20 protein-coding genes and 1 pseudogene are annotated in these 21,148 nt (G+C 67.5%); 5 read left to right on the top strand and 16 right to left on the bottom strand.

Annotated features, from left to right (window positions below):
• Window positions 1–9: 9 nt before the first annotated feature.
• The 4 genes from BTZ20_RS18095 to BTZ20_RS18110 all read right to left on the bottom strand — a co-directional run bounded on the left by BTZ20_RS18095 (window position 10) and on the right by BTZ20_RS18110 (window position 1,980).
• Window positions 10–390, bottom strand: coding sequence for a hypothetical protein (locus tag BTZ20_RS18095; protein ID WP_077042312.1), 381 nt, complete (start codon window positions 388–390; stop codon window positions 10–12).
• A 30-nt stretch (window positions 391–420) separates the two neighbouring features.
• Window positions 421–957, bottom strand: coding sequence for a DUF3558 domain-containing protein (locus BTZ20_RS18100; protein ID WP_223263393.1), 537 nt, complete (start codon window positions 955–957; stop codon window positions 421–423).
• Window positions 958–1,035: 78 nt separating this feature from the next.
• Window positions 1,036–1,419, bottom strand: a complete 384-nt coding sequence (locus BTZ20_RS18105; protein ID WP_077042313.1) for a hypothetical protein — start codon at window positions 1,417–1,419, stop codon at window positions 1,036–1,038.
• A gap of 24 nt (window positions 1,420–1,443) precedes the next feature.
• Window positions 1,444–1,980, bottom strand: coding sequence for a DUF3558 domain-containing protein (locus BTZ20_RS18110; RefSeq protein WP_223263394.1), 537 nt, complete (start codon window positions 1,978–1,980; stop codon window positions 1,444–1,446).
• 185 nt (window positions 1,981–2,165) lie between these two features.
• On the opposite strand from BTZ20_RS18110, the gene BTZ20_RS18115 reads away from it, so the two are divergent.
• Together BTZ20_RS18115 and BTZ20_RS18120 are read left to right on the top strand one after the other, a co-directional pair.
• Window positions 2,166–3,224: a T3SS (YopN, CesT) and YbjN peptide-binding chaperone 1 gene (locus BTZ20_RS18115; RefSeq protein ID WP_077042314.1), complete on the top strand. Its 1,059-nt coding sequence runs from the start codon at window positions 2,166–2,168 to the stop codon at window positions 3,222–3,224.
• A gap of 44 nt (window positions 3,225–3,268) precedes the next feature.
• Entirely contained in the window at window positions 3,269–4,222 is a 954-nt protein-coding gene (locus BTZ20_RS18120; RefSeq protein ID WP_077042315.1) for a S1 RNA-binding domain-containing protein, read from the top strand.
• A gap of 94 nt (window positions 4,223–4,316) precedes the next feature.
• On the opposite strand, the gene BTZ20_RS18125 is transcribed toward BTZ20_RS18120, so the two are convergent.
• The 5 genes and pseudogenes from BTZ20_RS18125 to BTZ20_RS18145 form a co-directional block, all read right to left on the bottom strand.
• Window positions 4,317–5,345, bottom strand: coding sequence for a pyridoxal phosphate-dependent aminotransferase (locus BTZ20_RS18125; protein WP_077042316.1), 1,029 nt, complete (start codon window positions 5,343–5,345; stop codon window positions 4,317–4,319).
• A pseudogene (locus BTZ20_RS18130) lies at window positions 5,342–6,396 on the bottom strand (3-oxoacyl-ACP synthase III family protein). Before BTZ20_RS18130 ends, BTZ20_RS18125 begins: the two are co-directional and overlap by 4 nt.
• A gap of 2 nt (window positions 6,397–6,398) precedes the next feature.
• A complete protein-coding gene (locus BTZ20_RS18135) occupies window positions 6,399–7,073 on the bottom strand; it encodes an SRPBCC family protein (protein WP_223263395.1) in 675 nt (224 codons plus the stop codon).
• A gap of 14 nt (window positions 7,074–7,087) precedes the next feature.
• Entirely contained in the window at window positions 7,088–8,758 is a 1,671-nt protein-coding gene (locus BTZ20_RS18140; protein ID WP_077042317.1) for a thiamine pyrophosphate-binding protein, read from the bottom strand.
• A gap of 321 nt (window positions 8,759–9,079) precedes the next feature.
• On the bottom strand, window positions 9,080–10,222 hold the full coding sequence (locus BTZ20_RS18145; RefSeq protein ID WP_077042318.1) for a patatin-like phospholipase family protein: 1,143 nt from the start codon (window positions 10,220–10,222) through the stop codon (window positions 9,080–9,082).
• A 137-nt stretch (window positions 10,223–10,359) separates the two neighbouring features.
• Here BTZ20_RS18145 and BTZ20_RS18150 point away from each other — a divergent pair, with 137 nt between their 5' ends.
• Complete coding sequence (locus BTZ20_RS18150) at window positions 10,360–13,596, top strand: DEAD/DEAH box helicase (RefSeq protein ID WP_077042319.1); 3,237 nt, start codon at window positions 10,360–10,362, stop codon at window positions 13,594–13,596.
• Between the two features lie 3 nt (window positions 13,597–13,599).
• Here BTZ20_RS18150 and BTZ20_RS18155 read toward each other — a convergent pair whose 3' ends face one another.
• Complete coding sequence (locus BTZ20_RS18155; protein WP_077042320.1) at window positions 13,600–14,211, bottom strand: TetR/AcrR family transcriptional regulator; 612 nt, start codon at window positions 14,209–14,211, stop codon at window positions 13,600–13,602.
• 61 nt (window positions 14,212–14,272) lie between these two features.
• Here BTZ20_RS18155 and BTZ20_RS18160 point away from each other — a divergent pair, with 61 nt between their 5' ends.
• Complete coding sequence (locus BTZ20_RS18160) at window positions 14,273–15,208, top strand: NAD-dependent epimerase/dehydratase family protein (RefSeq protein WP_077042321.1); 936 nt, start codon at window positions 14,273–14,275, stop codon at window positions 15,206–15,208.
• Window positions 15,209–15,229: 21 nt separating this feature from the next.
• Complete coding sequence (locus BTZ20_RS18165) at window positions 15,230–15,556, top strand: GNAT family N-acetyltransferase (protein WP_077042322.1); 327 nt, start codon at window positions 15,230–15,232, stop codon at window positions 15,554–15,556.
• Between the two features lie 10 nt (window positions 15,557–15,566).
• On the opposite strand, the gene BTZ20_RS18170 is transcribed toward BTZ20_RS18165, so the two are convergent.
• From BTZ20_RS18170 to BTZ20_RS18195, 6 genes are all read right to left on the bottom strand, one after another.
• Window positions 15,567–16,100, bottom strand: a complete 534-nt coding sequence (locus BTZ20_RS18170) for an LpqN/LpqT family lipoprotein (protein ID WP_077042323.1) — start codon at window positions 16,098–16,100, stop codon at window positions 15,567–15,569.
• Complete coding sequence (locus BTZ20_RS18175) at window positions 16,093–16,932, bottom strand: hypothetical protein (RefSeq protein WP_145982341.1); 840 nt, start codon at window positions 16,930–16,932, stop codon at window positions 16,093–16,095. Before BTZ20_RS18175 ends, BTZ20_RS18170 begins: the two co-directional genes overlap by 8 nt.
• A gap of 162 nt (window positions 16,933–17,094) precedes the next feature.
• Window positions 17,095–18,096: a hypothetical protein gene (locus tag BTZ20_RS18180; RefSeq protein ID WP_077042325.1), complete on the bottom strand. Its 1,002-nt coding sequence runs from the start codon at window positions 18,094–18,096 to the stop codon at window positions 17,095–17,097.
• On the bottom strand, window positions 18,093–18,392 hold the full coding sequence (locus BTZ20_RS18185) for a hypothetical protein (protein ID WP_077042326.1): 300 nt from the start codon (window positions 18,390–18,392) through the stop codon (window positions 18,093–18,095). The genes BTZ20_RS18180 and BTZ20_RS18185 overlap by 4 nt, the downstream gene beginning before the upstream one ends.
• A gap of 377 nt (window positions 18,393–18,769) precedes the next feature.
• Entirely contained in the window at window positions 18,770–19,234 is a 465-nt protein-coding gene (locus BTZ20_RS18190) for an HNH endonuclease family protein (protein ID WP_077042327.1), read from the bottom strand.
• Window positions 19,235–19,237: 3 nt separating this feature from the next.
• Window positions 19,238–20,752, bottom strand: a complete 1,515-nt coding sequence (locus BTZ20_RS18195; RefSeq protein WP_077042328.1) for a class I SAM-dependent DNA methyltransferase — start codon at window positions 20,750–20,752, stop codon at window positions 19,238–19,240.
• Window positions 20,753–21,148 lie beyond the last annotated feature (396 nt).

Genomic DNA, 21,148 nt, shown 5'->3' on the forward strand with positions numbered 1-21,148 from the left:
GTCGGCCGGTCAGAGCGGGGCGCCGGCGCTGTTGATGCCGGCGGCGCCGCGTTCCTCCGAGGCGGAGTACATGGCCTCGATCTTCTCGAATACCTGCTGCATCTCCTGGACCACCGCGATGTGATCGGAGAGAGCCTGGTCGAGGGAGTAGTCGCCGCCGACGGCCTTCTTCTCGAATTTGGTAGCAAGGTCGACGCCGGACTTGAGGCGGTCGCCGAAGCCATCGATCGTCGAGAGCGACTGCGCGCCCTTCTGCAATTCCTTCAACTGCGAGACGAAGTCAGCGCATCGCTGGCCGCAGCGCTGTGCGACATCTGGCTCGAGGTACAACGTGCCACCGTCGACCGCTGCGCCCAGCCCACGAAAATCTGAAATTCCCTGATCTGACATGGCGATTCCTTGGCTTCCTCGAATCAGCTGCTACGACGGGATTTGCGGCGCGAGATCGTTGGCCACGCGCATCGCGACCGCACACGGCTCTTCGACCACGGGATCGACGCCGAGATAGCTGATCCGAATAAGTGCAGTGCCCCCGCGAGACTCGAGAGCGACATCGCATCGTCGGCCTTCAGTGTCAGACACTTCGCGGTAGGAGACGCCCGGGCGACCACCTATGTCCACGTTCTCGAACTTCGTGTTCTTCTTGTTCGATCGAACCTCATCGATCGTGCGCGTCGTTGCAAACAGGGTGAGGTCATAGGCCGGTCCAGCCCAACTGCACACATTCCAACCCGGCTGCTTGACGCCGATAATGTCGCGGGACTCGGTGGCCGGGTCCATCTCAACAGCTCGCAAAGCATCGTCAGAGATGTCATCGCACGGACTGAACACCGGCTCACCGGCCCCAGTCGCGACCGCCTCGGCCTCCCCCGCCACGGTCTCCGAACCACACCCGGCCAGCGCCAACGCACCACAAACCAGTCCGACCCCGACCAGACCCCGCAACTGCACTCGCACCCGACACTCCCCACTCCCGGCCGATCGATACCGGTCCACCCTAGATAGACGCACTAACGGGCCCTGCCGTTCCGTGTTTCAGCGGTCAAGCGGCGCGCCCGCGCTGTCGATACCCGCGATGCCGCGTTCCTCTGAGGCGACATACATCATTTCGATCTTCTCGAACGTCTGCTGCATCTCCTGAACAACCTTGATGTGGTCGTCGAGCGCTTGGAGCATCGAATACTCGCCGCCGACAGCCTTCTTTCCGAACTTCGCGGCGAGCGTTGCGCCTGATTGCAGATCGCCGAAACCGTCGATCCGTTCAAGGCCTTTCGCTTTGAGCTGGATGTCCTGTAGATCGCCGACAAACTCGGCGCATCTCTGTGCACACCGTTGGGCAGCTCCACGCTCGAGATACAAGTTGCCGCCGTCGATGGCAGCACCCACCGCACCCCAGTTCGACCCTTCGCCCTCAGACATTGCGACTCCCCTCAGGTTCGAGTTCTAGCTCGGAATGTGCGGCAGAAGCTGTCGAGCCGTTCGTGCGGCGACGGCGCACGGTTCTTCCACGACCGCCATACCACCCAGGTACGAGATCGAGATCATCACGGCCCCACCGTTCGAGTCGAGCGCCACGTCGCAGTCGCGCCGATCCTTGTCCGCTACCTGCCGAAATGAGGTGCCCGACCGGTCGCCCAGATCAACAGGATGAAACTCTTCGAACTTCTTGTTCGATCGGACGTCGTCCATGGTGTACGTCGTCGCGAATATCGACAGTGCATGCTCCGGTCCACGCCACATACAGATGTTCCAGCCGGGCTGCTTGACGCCCGCGATGTCCTGCGATTCCGTCGCTGGATCTAGCTCGACACCACGCAACGCCTCATCTGGAATGTCATCGCACGGACTGAACACCGGCTCCCCAGCACCAGCCCCAACCGCCTCGGCCTCCCCCGCGACAGTCTCCGATCCGCATCCGACCAGCACCAACGCTCCACACACCAGCCCGAACCCGGCCAGACCCCGCAACTGCAACCGCACCCGACACTCCCCACTCCCGGCCGATCGATACCGGTCCACCCTAGATAGACGCAGCGACCCGCTCATCGGTTCCACCGTGCGGCCGGATCGAGATGTCCCCGCCGGGCTCGCTTCCCGGACATCGTCGGACCCTCACGATAGGTTTGCTCATGTCAGGGGTTCCACGACACGCGACAGGGGGAACGATGACCGAGAGTTTCGACGACAGGATCGAGCAGGCCTGGGCCGACTTCCAGTTGGTCCTCGCCGACCATGTCGCTGCCATGGTCGACGACGACCTCCTCGCGTTGGAGCTGGGTGAGGAGTCCTCGGTGGAGGGCTTCGTTCCGTGCGTGCAGTTCCTGGCGTGGGGCGGCGACCAGGTGCGATGTGAGGTCCCGTCCAACGCGTACCTCGATCCACGGCACCGGCTGTCGAGCGAGGATGAGGCGCGGCTGGTCGAGCTGGGCTGGCATCGCCCCACCCGGGCACCCGAGGACGAGCCGGACGCGGGCTCGCCTGCGTTCTTCGTCGACAAGGCCGCGAACTGGGCCGATCAGCTCGCCGCGATGGCGATCACCGTGTTCCGGGAGACGTGGAGCGTGCCGCATCCGAGCTTCCTGCGGACCGAGGCGGTCGGGACCCTGGAGGCGCTCGAGTTCGAACCGGACCTGCCGGACGAGGAGTCGTTCGCGCTGGACCTGGGTGCCGCGGTGGTCCCGCGCGACGACGAGCACCTCTACGAGCTGGTCGGGCTGACCCTGTCACGCCTCTTCGACGAGCCGCCCGGCGACGACGGCCACAGCGACTTCATGCTCGCCCTTGGCCGGGTGGTCGGGTTCGTCGGGCCGCACCTCGACGGCGGCGAGGTGCAGGTGCGGGTGCCGCTGGTGCGCGAGGTCAGCGACCGGACCCGCGCCAGCGAGCTGATCGCCGACCTGAACCGCAGGTGGCCGCACCTGAAGTTCACCCTGGCGACGGACCGGGTGGAGGCGTGGGCCGCCGTGCTCGCAAATCCGTATGTCCCGCAGCACCTCATCGATATGCTCGAGCAGCTGTTCTCGTTCGCCCAGACCGTGGACGACGAGTTCGCGGCGCGGTTCGGCGGGCGGCTGGAGGGATTCCCGGAGCCCGACCCCGTACCGATGGAGGTCGACCACGGGGAGTTCACCACGCCTCCCCCGGCGCCGGCCCCGAAGCCACTTCGTCAGATGGAACTGTTCACCGACCCCGGTGAGCAGACCCTGTTCGACGAGCCGAGCTGACGGGCACCCGCGCCCACCCCGTACACCCAAGACCGGATCGGATCATGCGTACCAGGAAGAAATCGGACAACGTCGCGGCGCTGGTCCACCAGCTCTACAACGAGCGCGAACGCGCGTGGGCCGCGGCACTGGTCACCGCCCAGACGTTCCTCGACACGCTCGCCGACGACGTGCTCGAGGACCTGGACCGGGACCGGCTCAACGCCAAGACGGCCCGGATCAAGGATCGTGAGCGCACCGCGGACAAGGTCCGGCGCCGGGTCGCCGAAGGGCAGATGGCCCGACCGGCCACCACCGACGACATCGCGGACGCCATCCACGACCTGGTCGGGATCAAGGTGCTGTGCAAGACGCCGCGGGACCTATCCGCGTTCACCGAGAAGCTGTACGAGGCCTGCACCTCGCCCGCCTGCTCGGTGCGCCTGGCCGTTCCGCCGCGGGACTACGTGGCCCATCCCAAGGACAGCGGCTACCGGGCCTATCACGCGGTCCTGATGATCAAGGTCGCCACCCACGAGGGTGATCTGGGCGTCAAGGTCGAGGTGCAGGTGAAGACGCTGCTGCAGGACGCGTGGGGCGAGCTGACCCACGAGGACATGTACAAGCCGGGTAAGGCGCTCAAGCCCAACGAGTTCCACCAGGACGTGGCGCGGCAGATGGCCCAGCTGCTGGACAACGTGGACTCCATGGCCGACCTGCTCGCGGCCGAGCTCGACCGGCAGACTGCGCAGCTCGACGCCGACCCGGACGGGACGGCGCCGGAGGGTTCGGAGGAGCCGACGGTCTACGCGCGGGTCACCCGCACCGGCCCGCGCTACGCCCTCGCTGTCACCCTCGACGGACGGCAGGGGCTGATCCCGGCGCGCTCGGTCCGCAGGCTCGTGGGGTCGAGCGCCCGGATCAACGTCAGCGATTACCTCGACGTCGGCGACATGGTCGACGTCCGGGTCGAGGAGACCGACACCGCGCTGTACTACCACCCGGTCGCGCTGAGCTGACTCAGCGAACGCACCGCCCCCACCTGGACCTCCCCTCCCCACGAGTCGCGACCACGGCTCGCGAGCGAGGTTGGCACAGAGGCCGAGCATGGGCTCACATCGTCCGCACTGCCCGCAGCACCGCGCGGCCGGCGGCGGGGTCGCCGACCGCGATGCGGGCGCTGCCGTCGGGGTAGGACTTGGCCACTATGCCCGCGCGCTGCAGCGCGTCCGCGGTACGCGGCCCGCTCAGGTAGAGGAAGTTGGCGTGACTGGACGGCACCCGAAGTCCATGCTGCTGCAGCCGGTTCCGCAACCGTTCGCGTTCGGCGATGATCCGGGCGACCCGGGCCTGCAGTTCGTCCTCGGCCGCATAGGACGCGGTCACCGCCGCCACCGCCGCGCAGCTCATTCCGAACGGCAATTGTCGGCGTCGCACACGCGCCACCAGGTCGTCGGCTCCGAATGCGTAACCGATGCGCAACCCGGCCAGCCCGAAAGCCTTCGAAAATGTCCGCAGCACCAACACATTGGGGTGACGGCGGATGATGTCGTGCACGTCGACCGCGTCGGCGACGACGAACTCGACGTAGGCCTCGTCGAGGATCACCACCACCCGCTGGGGAATCGAGGACAGGAACATCTCCAGGTCGGCTGCGGAGACCAGGGTGCCGGTGGGGTTGTGCGGTCGGCACAGCACCACCAACCCGGTGCGATCGTCGACCGCCTCGCTCATCGCATGTAGTTCTTGGCGGCCGCTGTGGTCGAGCGGCACGGTCACCGCGGGTATGCCGATCATGTCGGCCATGATCGGGTAGCCATCGAACGTGGGTGTCGCGAACACCATGGATTCGCCGTCGCGGATCGCGGTCTGCATGATCTGCATCGCCACTCCGGTGGCGCCCGATCCGACGACCACCTGGGTCGGCTGCACGCCGATCCGCTGCGCGATGATCTGCGGCAGTCGTTGCGGTAGAAACTCCGGGTACCGATTCGCCTGGGCCATCTGTTCGTGGAGCGCTGCCAGCACCGATGGCAACGGCGGGAACGGGTTTTCGCTCAGCCCGAGCTCGAACTGACGCGCCGGGCGGGTCCCGCCGCCCGCCACCGACGGCGTCGGCATCTTCGCGACGTCGCCGGTCATGTCGCCGGTCCCGCTCCCCAGCGGACGGCCGCGGCACCGGCGAAGTCGCCTGCGTGGGCGAACGCGGCCATCAACACCAGTGACCCGTTGCCGATGCGCCCGTCGCGGTTGGCGGTGTCCAGTGTCACCGGAATGCCTGCGCCGAACAGGTTTCCGCATTCGTCGAAGGTGTCCGGATGCTGCTCGGGGTCAGCTGCATGGCCTCGCGCCAGTTCCGCAGGAACAGCCGGTTGGGTTGGTTGGTGACGAGGGTGTCGACCTCGGTGGACTGCACTCCGATCCGGTCGCAGACTGCCAGCGCGACCTCCGGCACCAGTCGGTTGCCGCGGGCGAACACCTTGGTGATCTTGGACTCGGTGAACCCCACGCAGACCTGCCCGCGGCCCGGCTCCCAGTATTTGCGATCGGAGACCGGAACTGCCTCGAACGTCATGTCGCCACCGAACTCCGGATGGGTGTGGCATTCGATGCCCAGGATCGGCGCGTCGTCGGATTTGGTCAGCAGGCCGACCCCGCAGCCGTCGCCGGGGACCGGGGCGTGCGCCAGCCCGCGGATCGCGGTCTGGGTGAAGACCTGTCCCGCACAGTTCTGGGTGGCGGCGATCAACGCCGTTGTGGCATCGGTGCTCTGCAGGATGGTCCGGGCCAGCGCCATCATCTGCACGAATGACGCGCAGCCGCTGTTGTGCACGTCGATCACCCAGTCCGGTCGCAGCCCCAACCGGCGGGCCACCTCCGGGCCGCTTCCCAGGACGGGATTATCGGGCAGCTGGGTGTGGGTGAGCAGCACATCCACGCTGGAGATCGCGTCCGCGCCGTGCCTGTCGATCAGCGGCGCCACCGCGCGCTCCACCATGTCGACCGCCGTCTCGTCACGGGCCACGTGGTGCCGATACCTCGGTGAGCGGAACATGACATTCTTCGCCATCCGGTCCGAGCGGGCGAATTGGGTGAAATAGTCTGTGGGAACACGATTTTCCGGCAGGTAGCTGGCGACGTCGACCAGGCTGACCGCAGGCAGGGGCGCTGTCATAGGTGCGTGCACTGTCATGCTCATGTCATCCACTCCGGCTTGATCGGTAGTCCGTGGGCGGCGCGGTACTCGCAGATGGCCTTGAGGTTGTCGATCTCCAACTGGTGCCCGGCGGAGAACATGTCCCAGAAGTCGCCGACCCATACCGGGCGGTCCGCCGGCGCCGTCTCCGGGTAGGGGTTCTCGTCGTAGAACGGGTGGCGGCAGTTGTTCCACAGCACCACTGATCCGGGCGCGTTCAGCACCACCTCCGCGTCGACCACCCGCATCAGATAGATCATCCACAGGTGTTGGCCCTGGTCCCACGCGCAGTGGTAGTCCACCGTCATCGCGTCGGAATCGGTGACGGTGCGCACGAAGCATTTCGTCTGGTCGCCGAGTCTGTCCTGGGAGACCCACAGCCCGGGCTCGTCGGTCTCGGTGAACCCGCGGAGGCTGTAGGTCCACTCCTCCAGGCACCGGGTGTCGGCAAGGTACTCGTACACCTGCCGCGGCGGCGCCGCGATGTAGGCGTTGACCGGGCAGAACCGGCCGAACACCTGCTCGTGCGGGTACACCGACCGCAGCATGTCCATGATGATCGGCGTGGTGGCCTCCCGGTCGGAATTCTCGATCCGCAGGACACCCGGGATTTCGTCCTCGGTGATGTCGCTGAGAGCGGGAAGGCCTGTCGGGGCGGGAGTCTTGATGGTCACGAGTTCTCCTTTGATCAGGGGTGGGTCAGGAACGGCAGGAAAGGTGGTATTTCGTCGGGATCGCAGTCCACCGAAACGAACGACGGACCCTCGGTGTGGGCGCTGCGGGCCAGCGCGTCGGTCAGGTCGCCGGCGCTTCGCGCGGCGAATGCCGACAGTGTCGGGAACATCGCCGCGATACCCTCGCCGAGCAGGGTCGGCCGAAATCGGTTGAAGCTGTAGCGATTTCGGTAGAACAGTTGCTCGCGGGTCACGCACATGGCGTGCGCATTGTTGTTGAAAATGATGAACGTCACCGGCAGGTTGTGCTCGATCGCGGTGTGGATCTCCAGGCCGTGCATGAAGAACGCGCCGTCGCCGGCGATCACAAATGTCCTTCTGTTCCGGGTGAACGCCGAGCCGATCCCGGCGCCGAAGCTATAGCCCATGCCGCCCATCCCGAGGGCGACCACGAATCGCCCACCGCGGGGCGCCGAAAGATGATGCACGACGGACGCGCCGGTGTTCCCGGCGTCCGCGAAAACGTCCGACCCGGACGGCAGCATCGCGCCGATCGCCTCCACTGCCTCGCGGTAGCGAAGTCCCGGCCCCGAGGAGTCGGGCACCTCCAGCGTCGTCAGGGCCTGCGGGGCTGCTGGTTCCGGTTCGCCGTCGGAGTGGAACACGGCCGCGAGGTCGGCCAGCGTCGAACCGAGGTTCATGCCGACCGCGTGTGTCGTGGGCAGATAGGGCGGTTCGGCGCCGATGCTGGCCACGGGCACCGCGGCCAGCGCCCCGTCGAGGCCGGCCCGCGCGGTCATCGGCATCCGGGTGCCCACCAGCAGACACAATGCCGATTGCCGTACGGCGTCGACGAGTTCGGCGTGGCCCATCGTGCCCGCGACACCGCAGAATCCGCGTTCGTCGGGGGTGTAGCAATCCTTCGCATCCGGTGCCACCCCGACCGCCGCGTCCAATGCGACGGCCAGTGCGCGCAGCTGCGGGCGGGCGTCGTTGCGCGCTACCTGATCGCCGACGACGAGCACGATTTTCCCGGTCCTCCTGGCTTCGGCGATCATCGCGGTGACGCGGGCCAGCCCGATGCGATCGTGAACCACCCGGCGGGCGGGTGGGGTGAACCGGGGCACCGTCACGGTGGCTTGCTGAACATCCTTGGGTAGCAACAGCACTCCCGGCCCACCGCGCCGGGCGGCGGATACCGCCCGCTGCAGGTGCTCGGCGATGTCCTCGGGCCGCTCGACCCGCGCGCAGTAGCGGGAGATTTCGGAGAACAACCGCACCGCGTTGATCGACCCGGCCCGGCCGCTGGAATCCTGGAATGCGCCATTGCCCTCCGACGCCGTCGGTGGCTGACCGACGACAGCCAGTACCGGCACACGTGAGGTGAAGGATTCGGCCAGGCCGGCGACCAGGTTCATCGCGCCGCCGCCAGAGGTCGCGGCGACGACACCGAGCCCGCTCGTCGAGCGTGCGTACCCGTCGGCCATCGTGACCGCGGAGAACTCGTGTTTCGCCACCACTCCGGTCACGTCCACGCCGGCGTCGAAGATGGCGTCGTAGAGGTCCTCGATATTGGCGCCGTCCACCCCGAAGATGTGCCGAACTCCCAGCGCGGTCACGGAGTCGACAAGATAGTCGACGACTCGCCGCTGTGTGTTTCCGTGTGCTCGACCGCTCATGCCCATGCGGTGGTCCTCCCGAAACTCTCGGGCCTGTCCCTGGGCGATAGCCACACCTTGTTGCCGGGGTTATCCTCGAAAGCGCTGGGCCTACCCAGAATCTTTGCCATTGCTAAGTTCCTTTGGGTTCCAGGGTCGTCCCAAACCATCAGCTCGACCACCCACCCCAAGGTGCAAATCTCTAACCCCCGACGGCTTGACACGGGACGAACCGTGCGCGCAGCGACTGAACCGGACGACGGCGGGAGCCTCCGGTTTTCGTGACAACTGGATCCACTGCGAGAAGGCGCTTCGATAGCGTGAGGCCGCGGTTGTGCGCGACGTGTCCTACCCGGATTCGACCAACTCGACGGCACGCCCGAGCTCGGCCGCCTCTCGAGCGAAGGTGGGGTCGAAGAAGAGGAAGCTGAGCAGATCACCTCGATCTGCCGCCTCGCCGCCGATCAGCCGGGCCAGGGCCCACAACGACGGGTTCTGCGTGCCTCGCAGGCAGGCGAATTGTTCGCGGAAGATCCTGTCGGCGAGCGCGGCAATTTCACCGGCCTGGTCCAGGGAGGGACCGGCGAAGATGAAACTGATCTGGCGAGCGATCTCCGGGCATACCCGCGCATGTTCGTTGCGGCGTTCGATCGCGCGCAGATCCTCGATCATGCGGTCGGCCAGCATTGCGCGCATGGAGAGCGCCGCGGCCCCGAATACGTCCGGTTTCCCGGTGTGAATGAGCTGCTCGCATGGCCGCCCGGTCGGCCAGGTCCGGGGATGCGTCGCGACGACTCCCAACAGGTCCGCACCGAAATCGATCGCGGGCTTGAGGGGCGTGTTCAGCAGCAACCCACCGTCGACGTACCAACCGGACCAGCGCGGCGGCTCGCTGACGTACACCGGGCGGAAGAGTGCAGGCACGGCTGAGGAGGCGAGCACATGCTCGACGTCGAGTGTCGTCTCCACGTACCTGATGTTGCGGCTCGCGTCGTACCGCGGGAGTTTCACATCCGGGTGCTTCTCCACGAACACGACCGTTCCCCGCGTCGCCACGGACGTGGCGGTCACCGCGACGGCGCCGATCGTTCCCGCGGCGATATTCTCGTGCAGCCTGTCCCACGGCAGCATTCGCTTCAGCGTGTCCCGCAGTGGGTCGGTGTCCAGCAGGCTGGGAAGACGTACCGGGATTCCGGCGATCTGCGCCAGGTAGCGCAGCCCGCTCCCGACGATGCTGTTCACCGGCCCGAAGACATCGTCCAGCCTAAAGAAACCCCACCGCCGTGCGAGTTCGTCCGCCGCCCTCACCAGTCCGAGGTCATAGAAGCCGCCGAGCCCGATCACATTCAGGGCGCCTGCGCTGGTGCCTACCAAGATCAACGGCGGGGTGTTGTCCGCGGCCATCCGTTTCGCCAGCGTCACCATGGCGCCTGCTTCGAACGCACCTCGTGCGCCCGCTCCCGCTACGACCAGCCCGATGCGTTCAGCCACGATCCGCCCCAATCGACGCACGCGTTTCGCCTCGCTGACTGACGGTACTCCCGCAGGCGCGACGACACGAGGACGACCAACAGACGTTCGGCGGGCTCGCGACCTGCGCTGTCTCCCCCACCGACTACCGTCTAGCCATGCTCACGCCCGCCGATCGCGACCACACCATCTCCACCCTGGTGCGGGCGGTCGGGCAGACCACCTACGACCGCGGGGTCCGCTACGCCCGCGGCGGCTCAGTGCTGGAGCTGGACTGGCTGGCCGCGGAGCGGCGGGCGGTCGGCCTGGTCGACGGGACCGAGCTGTACCGGACGTCGGCGGTGTTCAGCCTGCGCGCCGAGCGGCTCGAGTTCGCGCGCGGCGAGTGCAGCTGCCCGGTGCGGCTGAACTGCAAGCACTCGGTCGCGCTGACGGTCGCGCTTCTCGACCAGCCGGACACGCAGGCGGTCGCGGCGCCGCCGTCCTGGGAGGAGCTGCTGGGCGCCGCCCTCGGCGGCGAGGACCGGCGCGACGGCGGAACCGTCCCGCTGGCTGTGCAGCTGACACTGACCCCCGGTCCCCGCTCCCAGTTCTGGCGGCTGTACGCGAGGCTGGCCCGGCCCGGCCGGTCCGGCTGGGTCAACGCGAACATGAACTGGGCGAACCTGCCGACCATGCACGAGGTGGATCCCCGGCACCGGGACCTGCTGAGCGAGCTGCACACCGTGCATCAGCTGGGCGGGCGCAGGCGCAGCGGCTACGGGTCCGCCGAGAAGGACCTCGACCTCACCACGATCACCAATCGGCGGCTGTGGGCGCTTCTCGACGAGGCCGCCGGCGCGGGCATCGAGCTGCTCTACGGCACCAAGGAGCTGGGCGCGCTCCCCCACCCCGGCACCGCCGAGCTGTGCGTGGACATCGACGACACCGGCGGCGACCTCGTCGTCACCCCGACCGTGCGCACCGACGACTCCGATGGGCCCGTGGTGGTGCTCGGCTTCCTCGGCGAGGACGCGCACGGGGTGATCTACCTGCGCCCCGACGACCCGCAGGCCACCGCCCCCGCGCAGTGGCCGTTCCGGATCGCCCGGCTGTCCGGCACGGCAACCCGCGCGATGCAGGAGCTGGCGATCGCCGGCGCCTCCATCACCGTGCCCGCCGCCGACGCGGACCGGTTCGCGACCTCCTACTACCCGCGGCTGAGCCGGGCCGCGAGCGTCCGCTCGGCCAACGGCTCGTTCACCGCGCCGACGATCGAGGGCCCGACGCTGCTGCTGGACGTCGCATACCAGGCGGGGCACCGGGCCCGGCTGCACTGGCGGTTCCGCTACGCCGTCGGCGACACCGACCACGAGGTGGAGCTGGCGGCGCAGGGTTCCGACGAGTCGTTCCGGGACGCGGCCGGGGAACGGTCGCTGCTCGCCGGGTTGGACCTGCCGCTCGAGCAGCACCGGCTGCTCGGCCCCGGCGGCGGGCTGCTGGCGCGGGTGAGCCTCGACGGCCTCGACACCGCGCGGCTGACCACCGAGCTGCTGCCGCTGCTGCGCGGGCGCGAGGACATCGAGGTCCGCGTGGAGGGCACCGCCGCCGATTACCGCGACGCAGGCGACACCCTGAGCATCGGGGTCGGCACCGACGCCACCGACAGCGGCGACTGGTTCGACCTGTCCATCACGGTCCGCGTCGAGGACGCCCCGGTGCCGTTCCGGGACCTGTTCGCCGCGCTGACCGCGGGCCAGTCCCACCTGCTGCTGCCCGACGGCGCCTACCTCTCGCTGGACAAGCCCGAGCTGCAGCGGTTGAAGGACCTGATCGCCGAGGCCGCCGGCCTGCACGAGCAGGACCCGAACGGGTTGCGGCTGAGCCGCTTCCAGGTCTCGCTCTGGGAGGAGTTCGCCGCGCTCGGCGTGGTCGAGCGGCAGGCCGCCCGCTGGCGCGAGCAGGTGCAGGGGCTGCTGGACGTGGCGACCTCGTCCACCCTCGACGCACCGGCCTCGCTGCGGGCGACGCTGCGGCCGTACCAGCTCGACGGGTTCCGCTGGCTGAACTTCCTGTGGAGCAACGGGCTCGGCGGCATCCTCGCCGACGACATGGGCCTCGGCAAGACGGTGCAGTCGCTGGCGCTGATCTGCCAGGCGCGGGAGACGAACCCGTCCGATCCGCCGGTGCTGATCGTGGCGCCGACGTCGGTGGTCTCGAACTGGGCATCGGAGGCGGCCCGCTTCGCCCCGCACCTGCGGGTGGTCGCGATGTCGGAGACGGCGTCGAAACGCGGTGCGCCGCTGGTGGAGTCGATCGAGGGTGCTGACGTGGTGGTCACCTCGTACACCCTGGCCCGGCTCGACGACGAGGAGTACGCGGCGCACCGCTGGTCGATGCTGCTGCTCGACGAGGCGCAGTTCGTCAAGAACCACCGGTCCAAGGCGTACCTGACCATGCGCCGGATCGACGCGCCGACGAAGATCGCGATCACCGGCACCCCGATGGAGAACAACCTGATGGAGCTGTGGTCGCTGCTGTCGATCACCGCGCCCGGGCTGTTCCCGAACCCGACCCGGTTCGCCGAGTACTACCGCACCCCGATCGAGAACGGTGGCGACGTCGAACTGCTCGGCCGGCTGCGGCGGCGGATCAAGCCGCTGATCCTGCGCCGCACCAAGGAACAGGTCGCCTCCGACCTGCCCGCGAAGCAGGAGCAGGTGCTCGAGGTGGAGCTGTCGCCGCGGCACCGCAAGCTCTACGACACCCACCTGCAGCGCGAGCGGCAGAAGATCCTCGGGCTGGTCGAGGACGTGGACGCCAACCGGTTCACCATCCTGCAATCGCTGACCCTGCTGCGCCGGCTGAGCCTGGACGCGTCGCTGATCGACGAGACGCACGCCTCGATCGCGTCGGCGAAGATCGACGCGCTGCTCGAGCAGCTGGAGGACGTGATCGAGGGCGGCCACCGGGCGCTGGTGTTCAGCCAGTTCACCGGCTTCCTGGACCGGGTGCGCACCCGGCTGGACGCCGAGGGCGTCGGCTACACCTACCTCGACGGCCGCACCCGGGACCGCGCGAAGGTGTTGGGCGAGTTCAAGAACGGCGACGCGCCGGTGTTCCTGATCAGCCTCAAGGCGGGCGGGTTCGGGCTGAACCTCACCGAGGCCGACTACTGCTTCCTGCTCGACCCGTGGTGGAACCCGGCATCCGAGGCGCAGGCCGTGGACCGCACCCACCGAATCGGGCAGACCCGGAACGTGATGGTGTACCGGCTGATCGCCAGGGACACCATCGAGGAGAAGGTGATGGCGCTGCAGGCCCGCAAGTCGGAGCTGTTCGCCAGCGTGGTGGACGAGGGCGGGGCGTTCAACGCGACGCTGTCCGCCGAGGACATCCGGGAGCTGTTCGGGTAACGCTCAGTTCGCGAGCCCCGCGGCGGACGCGAGCGCCCCGACCACCCAGTCGTCGTAGTCCGTTGCGCTCCAGCCCCGTTCGTCGATGAGCAGGGCGTGGGTCTCGGGGCTCTGCAGCGCCAGTCCGACGTCGACGCAGCGGTCCACGTCGAGGCCGTCGACCTTGCCGGCGAGCGCGGTGGCCAGGTGCCGCAGCACCGTCTCGTGGTGTTCGCAGGTTGTCGCCCACAGCTGCGCGACCTCCGGGTCCGCGCCCGCCGCCGCGCGCACCGCCAGCAGCACCGGGCCCACCCGGTCCAGGATCAGCCGCGCGCCGTGCACCTGGATCCGCAACTGCGCCATCGGGTCCGGCTCGGCAACGGCCTGAGCGACCCACGGCCGGTCCAGCGTCGCGATCGGCTCGTCGTCGCCGGCGATCGAGACGTCGAGCAGCGCGGCGAGCACACTGCGCTTGTTCCCGAACACGAAGTAGACGGTCTGCACCGCGACGCCCGCCTCCGCGGCGATCGCCTTGATGGTGGTCGACGCGTAGCCGGTGGTGGTGAACAGCGTGCGCGCGGCGGTGAGGATCTTGCCCCGCGCCGGCGCCTTGTCGTCGTTGATGGGTGTTGCCACATTCTGGAGTGTAGATCTAGAGTGACGCACTAGAGCATCACTCTAGCGATTTGGAGACGGCATGACCTCGGTACTGGTTCTCGGCGGATACGGCGCGGTCGGCGCGCACCTAGTCACGCGGCTGCGGGCGGACGGGGTCGATGCGCTGGCCGCGGGCCGCGACCCCGCGCGGGCCGACCGGGTCGTCGACCTGGCCGATCCCGCGTCGCTGACCGCGGCGCTGGACGGGGTGTCCGCGGTGGTGAACTGCGTCGGCGCCGAGGACCCGGCGGTCGCGGCGGCAGTCGCCGAGCGAGGGATCCCGTTCGTGGACATCACCGCGACGTCCGAGTACGCGCAGCAGCTCGAGCGGGTGGAGGGCCCGGTGCTGCTGGGCGTCGGGATAGCGCCCGGCCTGAGCAGCCTGCTCGCCGCCGAGGCGGCCCGCGCGGGCGGTCCGGTGGACGTGCTGATCGGGCTCGGCGCCGGCGAATCGCACGGCCCCGCCGCAACCGCGTGGACGTACGGGCTGCTGGGCAAGCGCTTCGACGACCCGGACGGCTCGCAGGTGCGGAACTACACCCGGCCGAGGCAGTTTGACCTCCCAGCAGAGGCGGGCTACCCGCGGTTCCCGGCGCTGCGCACGGACTTCGCCGACCAGCACCGGCTGACCGCAATGCTCGGAGTCCCCGTCCGAAGCTACCTCAAACTGGACTCCCGCCTCGCGACCCTCGGCCTGGCCGCACTGACCTGGGCGCCGAGGGTCGCGGCCCTGGTGCCGGCCGGCGGCATGCCCGGCGGCGACGGTTGGGTGATCGCCGCGCGCGGCGGCGACGGCCGGTCGTTGTGGGCCACCGGCCGCGGGCAGTCGCAGGCGACGGCGGTCGTCGCGGCGCTGGCGGTGCAGCGTGTGCTGCGGAGCCCGATCGCCGCGCCGACGTGGCTGCACGAGACGATCAGCTTGGATGAGCTCCGACCGGCGCTGTCGGAGGCCGGAATAGCACTCGGGACCGAATAGTTGATTCGGCTAGTACCCCGCATGGGTAACGTGCGAGGCATCCTCCCGACGAAAGGACCCGTCACCGTGGCGCACCGCATCGAGCACAAGCCGGCCGAGAACCGGTTCGAAATCCACGTCGACGACGCCCTCGCCGGGTACGCCGACTACACCGTGATCGACGGCATCCGGGACTTCGACCACACCGTCACCGATCCCGCGTTCCGTGGGCAGGGGCTGGCAGGCAAGCTGGTCGCCGCGGCACTGGACGCGACGCGGGCGGACGGGATCTCGATCGCGACGTCGTGCTCGTATGTGGAGAAGTTTGTCGAGCAGAATCCGGAGTACCAGGACCTGCTGGCCGCGTAGCGCCGCGGCGTTAGCGCTGTGAGATCGCGAGACCGAGATTGAGGACGGCGACGTCAGTCGCGAGGTCGCCGTCCCGGCTCGCGAGAGATGTCACGGTTAGTTGGGTGAGGTACTGGCCCTGTTCACCGTCGGTCACGACGTAGCGGGTCGTGGCATCCAGGTTCCAGGGCTCGACTGTGTAGACACCACGGATGAACGCCGACGGTCGGCCGTTGAAGTCGCCGGTCGACAGTTCGACGTCCTGCCACCCCGGCAGTCGCCGTGAATCGGCGAACGCCCGTGCCAGTATCTCCCCCGCCGCGACCGCTGACGTGAGTCGCCCGTGCGTCAGTACTGCATTCGGGGTGAATCCCTCGGCCCCGGCGCCCGGACACACCAACACCTGGGCAGCCCCCGGGACCTCGCCAGCTGGGAGTTCGGACCATCCCGGCAGGACCGGGACCGAGACCACCGACGGGTCGCTTTCCGACGGGACGCATTCGATGCCCTGCGAGGCGAGGTATTCCGCGATCGTTAGATCGGCCGGGTTCGGCGCGTCAGGCATCACCCGAAAGCCCCTTCACAGAATCCGACGACTTGGCGGACCGCGCCGCCCGAAACCGCTGGCGCAGCGGCGGCGGGCAAAGCAGCTCACGCGCATCGGGGCGCTCGAGGATGTCGCGGCGGTCAGGGTTGTCCTTGAGGAACTGCAACAGGGACAGCAGGGTGTTGGGTTCGGCTACGAGAAGGTGGGCCAGGACCGTGACCTGATCATCCGTGTCATACGCGAGCCGCTCCGTCTTGGTGCGCGTCGTGGTCGATCTGATCCTGATGATGGGATTTCGGACCTCGATGAGACCGCCGACGATCTGCTCGTCCGGTGTGAATTCGACGATGTCGTCCCACGGCAAGAAGACGTCGACCGTCTTGGCGGAAAGTCCACGCCACCGCCGCGTGTACCTCCGGATACCCACCTGCGAGATGGTCAGGACTGTCGGCGCGCGGAACGCCAGGAAGAACCCGAACGCAGCCAACGCGATTCCGCCGCAGGCTAGAAGAAACCGTGCCTCACCAACATCATCGGGGTTGAGGAAACTCCCGGTCGAATCGAGCCCGAACGACCATCCGATCGCGGTGACAAGCGCCAAGGTGGCGACAAACCCAAGTCCGATGAGCAGGACGAGTAGGTACCTTCGCATCGGAATTCGGATACCCGTGCCGTCGGAAGTGATCCGTTTTGATGGACGCAGGTGGCGGAATCCGGCCATGCTCATCGATCCCGCCATGCCGCAACACGACAAGACCAACAGTCCCATTGCCACGACGATCGCCGAGAACTCGTCCTGACGCACGCCTTTCATCGCGACAGCGATGGCAACGGCGGCGAGGGCAGCCATCGCCACCAGACCGACTAAGGGCCCGATGCGCAGTCGTTGAGGCCACTCGCTGCGGGGCTCACGTCTGGTAGCGGCGACCGAACGCCGTTCCCAGTTGGCGCTGGAGTGTTCATGTTCGCCCCTCTGAGGTACCCGGCGCACTCACGGGGCTTCGAGGCCACGTCAATCCCAGACCCATTGAATACCTTTCGATCCGGCATATCCTGTTGCGGCACCGACACCGGCACCGACCACCAACCCGACGACGGTCCCGAGGCCGGGGACGACCGACCCCGCGGCGGACCCTGCGGCCGCGGACCCTGCCATCGAGCCCAATGTCGTGCCAAGCCATAACCCGGCCCCCGCGCCCACGCCTTCGGAGACGATTGCTTTCGTCGGATCCATCCCGCCGTCGATGTCGTTTACGACGGCGGGCACCGTGCCGACGACGGTCCAGAACGGCCCAAGACCACGACCGATCGTCCGCGCGACATCGTCGGCCGAGGAGGTTGCGGCGCCAACCAGTCCAGCCTTGGTTGCATCTGCCACGACACCGATCGACGACGCGGCAACGGTTGCCGGTACGTCGGGCTTCCAGGTGAAGATGTCCTTCTTCTCTTCCACGACCTTGCCGGGCACGGCGGCATCGCCGGCTCGCTGGAGCGCGGCCGTCGCGCCCTGTATCCGGCCCGCCGCGTCGGTTGCGGCCGCATTGGCCTGCCGCAGAGCCCCGACCACCGCAATAGTGAGATCAGCGGCTTCCTTTTGGATCCGTATTGCCGCGATGTCGGCCATGCCTGGTGGGGCGAGCGCGATCATTGCAAGAAGTCCACTCGGATCGACCTCGCCAGTGTCGCCGACCCGGTAGCCCCGAGCATGAGCACCGGCCACGATAGCGACAAGGTGATCGCGCGCCGCCTCCACGATTCCGGCGCCCATCCGGTACTCGTCCGCGACCTCGGCGAGGGCTCCGAACACGCCCCGCCCGAGACGCTGTTCCTGCACAACGCGCCCGGCCGCAGCGGTCGCCGCCGTGCCGTGCCACGTTTCGGCGAGGGCGTCCTGTTCGGAGGTGAGGCAATCCACCTGGGCGTCGATCTTCGCTACGAGTGAGGCGATGCCTTCGGCTGTTGTCCGAAGCGCGTGAACGTTCCAGGACTTGACCTGCGAGACGGTCGGGCTCATGAGGGAACGTCCATCACGTGCAGCTTCGCGGTGAAGTCGGCCTCCGCGACCTCGTAGTCATTCGCGGTGCCGTGCGCGATGTTCGAAATTGTCACAAGCCGCGAGCAAACATTTCTCAGCGCCGCAGTCGTCGCTTCAAATCCGTCTGCGCAGACGACCGAGAATTGCGTACCCGGGAGCGCCTGCTGCGAATCCGCAAACGGCGAGCTGACGTCGAGTCCGGCGATCGACTCGGATACTCCCGACACCGCGTCTCCGAATCTGCGCAGCATCGCTGGATCAACCTTCAACGACATTTCGATTCCCCCAAACCGACTTCTCAGTCCGAAACCCTAACAGCTCGGAAAACATGAGCCTCAGGGCGCGAACTCGCGGCCGTCTGAATCGCCCGGCATGTCCAGCGGTGATGGCTTGGTGATCGGCCGCTACAGACTCGTTGCCGCCACACTGGACGCGACGCGGGGCCGCCTGGAGATCCTTGGCCGCGGGCGTTGAGAAAGATCACGACCGCCCCAGCACAGGTAGGTGCGGTCAGGAGCTATCGAGGCGGCGGCCGGGGTCTTGTTCGACGCCTTACGCCGGTGCACTGACGACGATCTCGTGCACCGGCGTCGCCTTGTTGGCCGCGATCAGCTCCTGCCGTGCCCTCCGCGCATGGGGTCAGCCGGGTTGCTCACGGTCGCAATTCCTCGATCCGGTCGGGCGACCAGATCTTGTCGGCCAGCGCCAGGACGAGCGCACGGCGCTCCTCCTGCTCTGCCTTGCCGAACGTCTCGAACGGCCGGAACGGCAGTTCCTCGACGTCCCGGAACTTCGCGAACTGCGGCTGGTGCTGGTACACCGACGCCGTGAAGCTGGCGGCGTATACATTCTGCTTCGCGTAGTGCGGGGCCTTTTCCGCGAATGACTTGTCCTGAAGGCTCCGATTCACGTCCGCACGCAGCAGCACCAGTCCGGCCACGTCGTTGCGCCAGGCGTCAAAGTCCTGCTCGGACTCGAACTCGGCACCATCCCGGTCGTAGCTGTCCGAGCGGACGTGCTCGATGTCGTACGAGTTCTTCTGACTGCGGTTGACGTAGCTATCGAATTGGTCTGCCTGCCCGGCGCCGATCTCGACGTAGGCGTCCGGCCGACCCATAGATTAGCCCCGATCGGCGACCTCGGCGGCGCGGGCCGCCAAGGCGTCGGCGACGGCGGAGAACTCGGCGAGCGCGGCGCTCAGGTCCTCGACGATCTCCTGCGCGATGATCTCCGGCGGTACCCCGTCGTCGGTGTCGGTCAGTGATGGGTCCTTCAGCCACGTGATGTCGAGGTTCGCCTTGTCCCGCGCGACGAGCTCGTCATACGAGTAGGGCCTGAACCGCTCAGACTCGACCCGTGCAGATCGATCGTCGGCGTTGAATGCCTCGACGAACGGGGCTAGGTGCTCGTCGCGCAGCGGCCGCTGCTTGAGGGTGAAGTGTTCGCCGGTTCGGAAGTCGTACACCCACAGCTTGTCTGTCCACGGCTGGCTGGGCCGGGCCTGCTTGCGGTCGAAGAACAGCACATTCGCCTTGACCCCGCCCGCGTAGAAGATGCCCGCCGGCAGGCGTAGCAGGGTATGGACGTCATAATCCTTGAGTAGCCGCCGACGAATGGTCTCGCCAGCGCCGCCCTCGAACAGCACGTTGTCCGGCACGACCACTGCGGCGCGACCGTCGACGGCGAGCAGCGACGCGATGTGCTGGACGAAGTTGAGCTGCTTATTGGTGGTCGTGACCCAGAAGTCCTGGCGGTTGTAGGCGACATCGTCGCGCTCGGCCCGGCCGCCGTCACCGACGACGGTGATCGACGACTTCTTCCCGAACGGAGGATTGGCCAGCACCATCGACGCGGAACGGGCCGGCTTGGTCGCCAGCGCATCGTGCACGTCGATCACTGGGTCGCCGGTCGCCTGCCCGATGCCGTGCAAAAACATGTTCATCGTCGCGAGCCGGGCAGTACCGTCGACCAATTCGACGCCGCGGACGGTTCGGCCCTCGCTCAGCGCGGTCCGCTGCTCGGGGGTGATGGAGTCGCCGTGATGGGCGCCTAGGTACTCGACCGCGGCCAGAAGGAACCCGCCCGTCCCGCACGCGGGATCGACGAGGGTGTCCGCTGGCGTCGGGCGCATCACGTCGACCATGGCGTGGATCAGGGTGCGCGGAGTGAAGTACTGGCCCGCACCAGACTTGACGTCTGAGGCGGACTTCTGCAGCAGACCCTCGTAGGCGTCGCCGTTGAGGTCGCCTCCGATACTCGACCAGTTCTCAGACCCGATCAGGTCCACCACGAGCTTGCGCAGCAGCGCAGGTTCCTGAATCCGGCTCTGCGCCTTACGGAAGACGACGCCGAGGTTGGTGGTCTCTTTTCCAAGCTCGCTCAGGATTCGGCGGTACTCCTCCTCGAGCGCGACGCCGTCAAGCTCCGCGAGGCGGTCCCAGGAGATGTCGAGGTCCGCCGGCAGGATCTGGACTGGGTTCATGAAGTTCTGCTGACGCTCGTCCGCCATCTTCAGGAACAGCAGGAAGCTGAGCTGCTCGACGTAGTCGATTGCAGAGACCCCGGCATCCCGCAGGACGTCGCAGTAGCTCCAAAGTTTGTCGACGAGGCGGCGAAGTTCAGCGGCGTTGCTCACCGGTCGAGGGTAACCGGTGCACTATCGAGACCACCGCTCCGGATCAGCCATGAATGCCGAAGGTCACGGAGGTGTCGTACTAGCAGGCCATGACGTCCGATTGCCCGCTGATTAGAGCGCGACGGTCGCGCGGACGGCATCGCACTCGCGGTCGCCGCTGCGGCCGACTGAGGCGCTGGAACTTTCACCAATTCGTGAATAACCGGACGTCTGACCGAGTCCCCGGCAGACCCGATTGCCTACACATCCAGCCTGAGGCGATTAAGTGAATGAAGGTAGGCGCGCCGTTGACTCGGTCGAGCGAGGCATGACCGCCGCTCCTCTTACCCTGGAATCGACCTCATCGTCGAACTAACGGCAGTACGCCCCACGCGCGCGCCTGACCGTCGAATAGCC

Source organism: Rhodococcus sp. MTM3W5.2 (genome assembly GCF_001984015.1).
GTDB classification, from domain to species: Bacteria; Actinomycetota; Actinomycetes; order Mycobacteriales; family Mycobacteriaceae; genus Rhodococcus_G; species Rhodococcus_G oryzae.

Bases quoted from the DNA above. Each gene is read 5' to 3' on its own strand.
- BTZ20_RS18185 (WP_077042326.1), bottom strand. From the start codon at position 18,392: ATGTCGTTGAAGGTTGATCCAGCGATGCTGCGCAGATTCGGAGACGCG.
- BTZ20_RS18105 (WP_077042313.1), bottom strand. From the start codon at position 1,419: ATGTCTGAGGGCGAAGGGTCGAACTGGGGTGCGGTGGGTGCTGCCATC.
- BTZ20_RS18150 (WP_077042319.1), top strand. From the start codon at position 10,360: ATGCTCACGCCCGCCGATCGCGACCACACCATCTCCACCCTGGTGCGG.
- BTZ20_RS18115 (WP_077042314.1), top strand. From the start codon at position 2,166: ATGACCGAGAGTTTCGACGACAGGATCGAGCAGGCCTGGGCCGACTTC.
- BTZ20_RS18190 (WP_077042327.1), bottom strand. From the start codon at position 19,234: ATGGGTCGGCCGGACGCCTACGTCGAGATCGGCGCCGGGCAGGCAGAC.
- BTZ20_RS18120 (WP_077042315.1), top strand. From the start codon at position 3,269: ATGCGTACCAGGAAGAAATCGGACAACGTCGCGGCGCTGGTCCACCAG.
- BTZ20_RS18095 (WP_077042312.1), bottom strand. From the start codon at position 390: ATGTCAGATCAGGGAATTTCAGATTTTCGTGGGCTGGGCGCAGCGGTC.
- BTZ20_RS18165 (WP_077042322.1), top strand. From the start codon at position 15,230: ATGGGTAACGTGCGAGGCATCCTCCCGACGAAAGGACCCGTCACCGTG.
- BTZ20_RS18125 (WP_077042316.1), bottom strand. From the start codon at position 5,345: ATGACCGGCGACGTCGCGAAGATGCCGACGCCGTCGGTGGCGGGCGGC.
- BTZ20_RS18140 (WP_077042317.1), bottom strand. From the start codon at position 8,758: ATGGGCATGAGCGGTCGAGCACACGGAAACACACAGCGGCGAGTCGTC.
- BTZ20_RS18160 (WP_077042321.1), top strand. From the start codon at position 14,273: ATGACCTCGGTACTGGTTCTCGGCGGATACGGCGCGGTCGGCGCGCAC.
- BTZ20_RS18170 (WP_077042323.1), bottom strand. From the start codon at position 16,100: ATGCCTGACGCGCCGAACCCGGCCGATCTAACGATCGCGGAATACCTC.
- BTZ20_RS18175 (WP_145982341.1), bottom strand. From the start codon at position 16,932: ATGGCTGCCCTCGCCGCCGTTGCCATCGCTGTCGCGATGAAAGGCGTG.
- BTZ20_RS18180 (WP_077042325.1), bottom strand. From the start codon at position 18,096: ATGAGCCCGACCGTCTCGCAGGTCAAGTCCTGGAACGTTCACGCGCTT.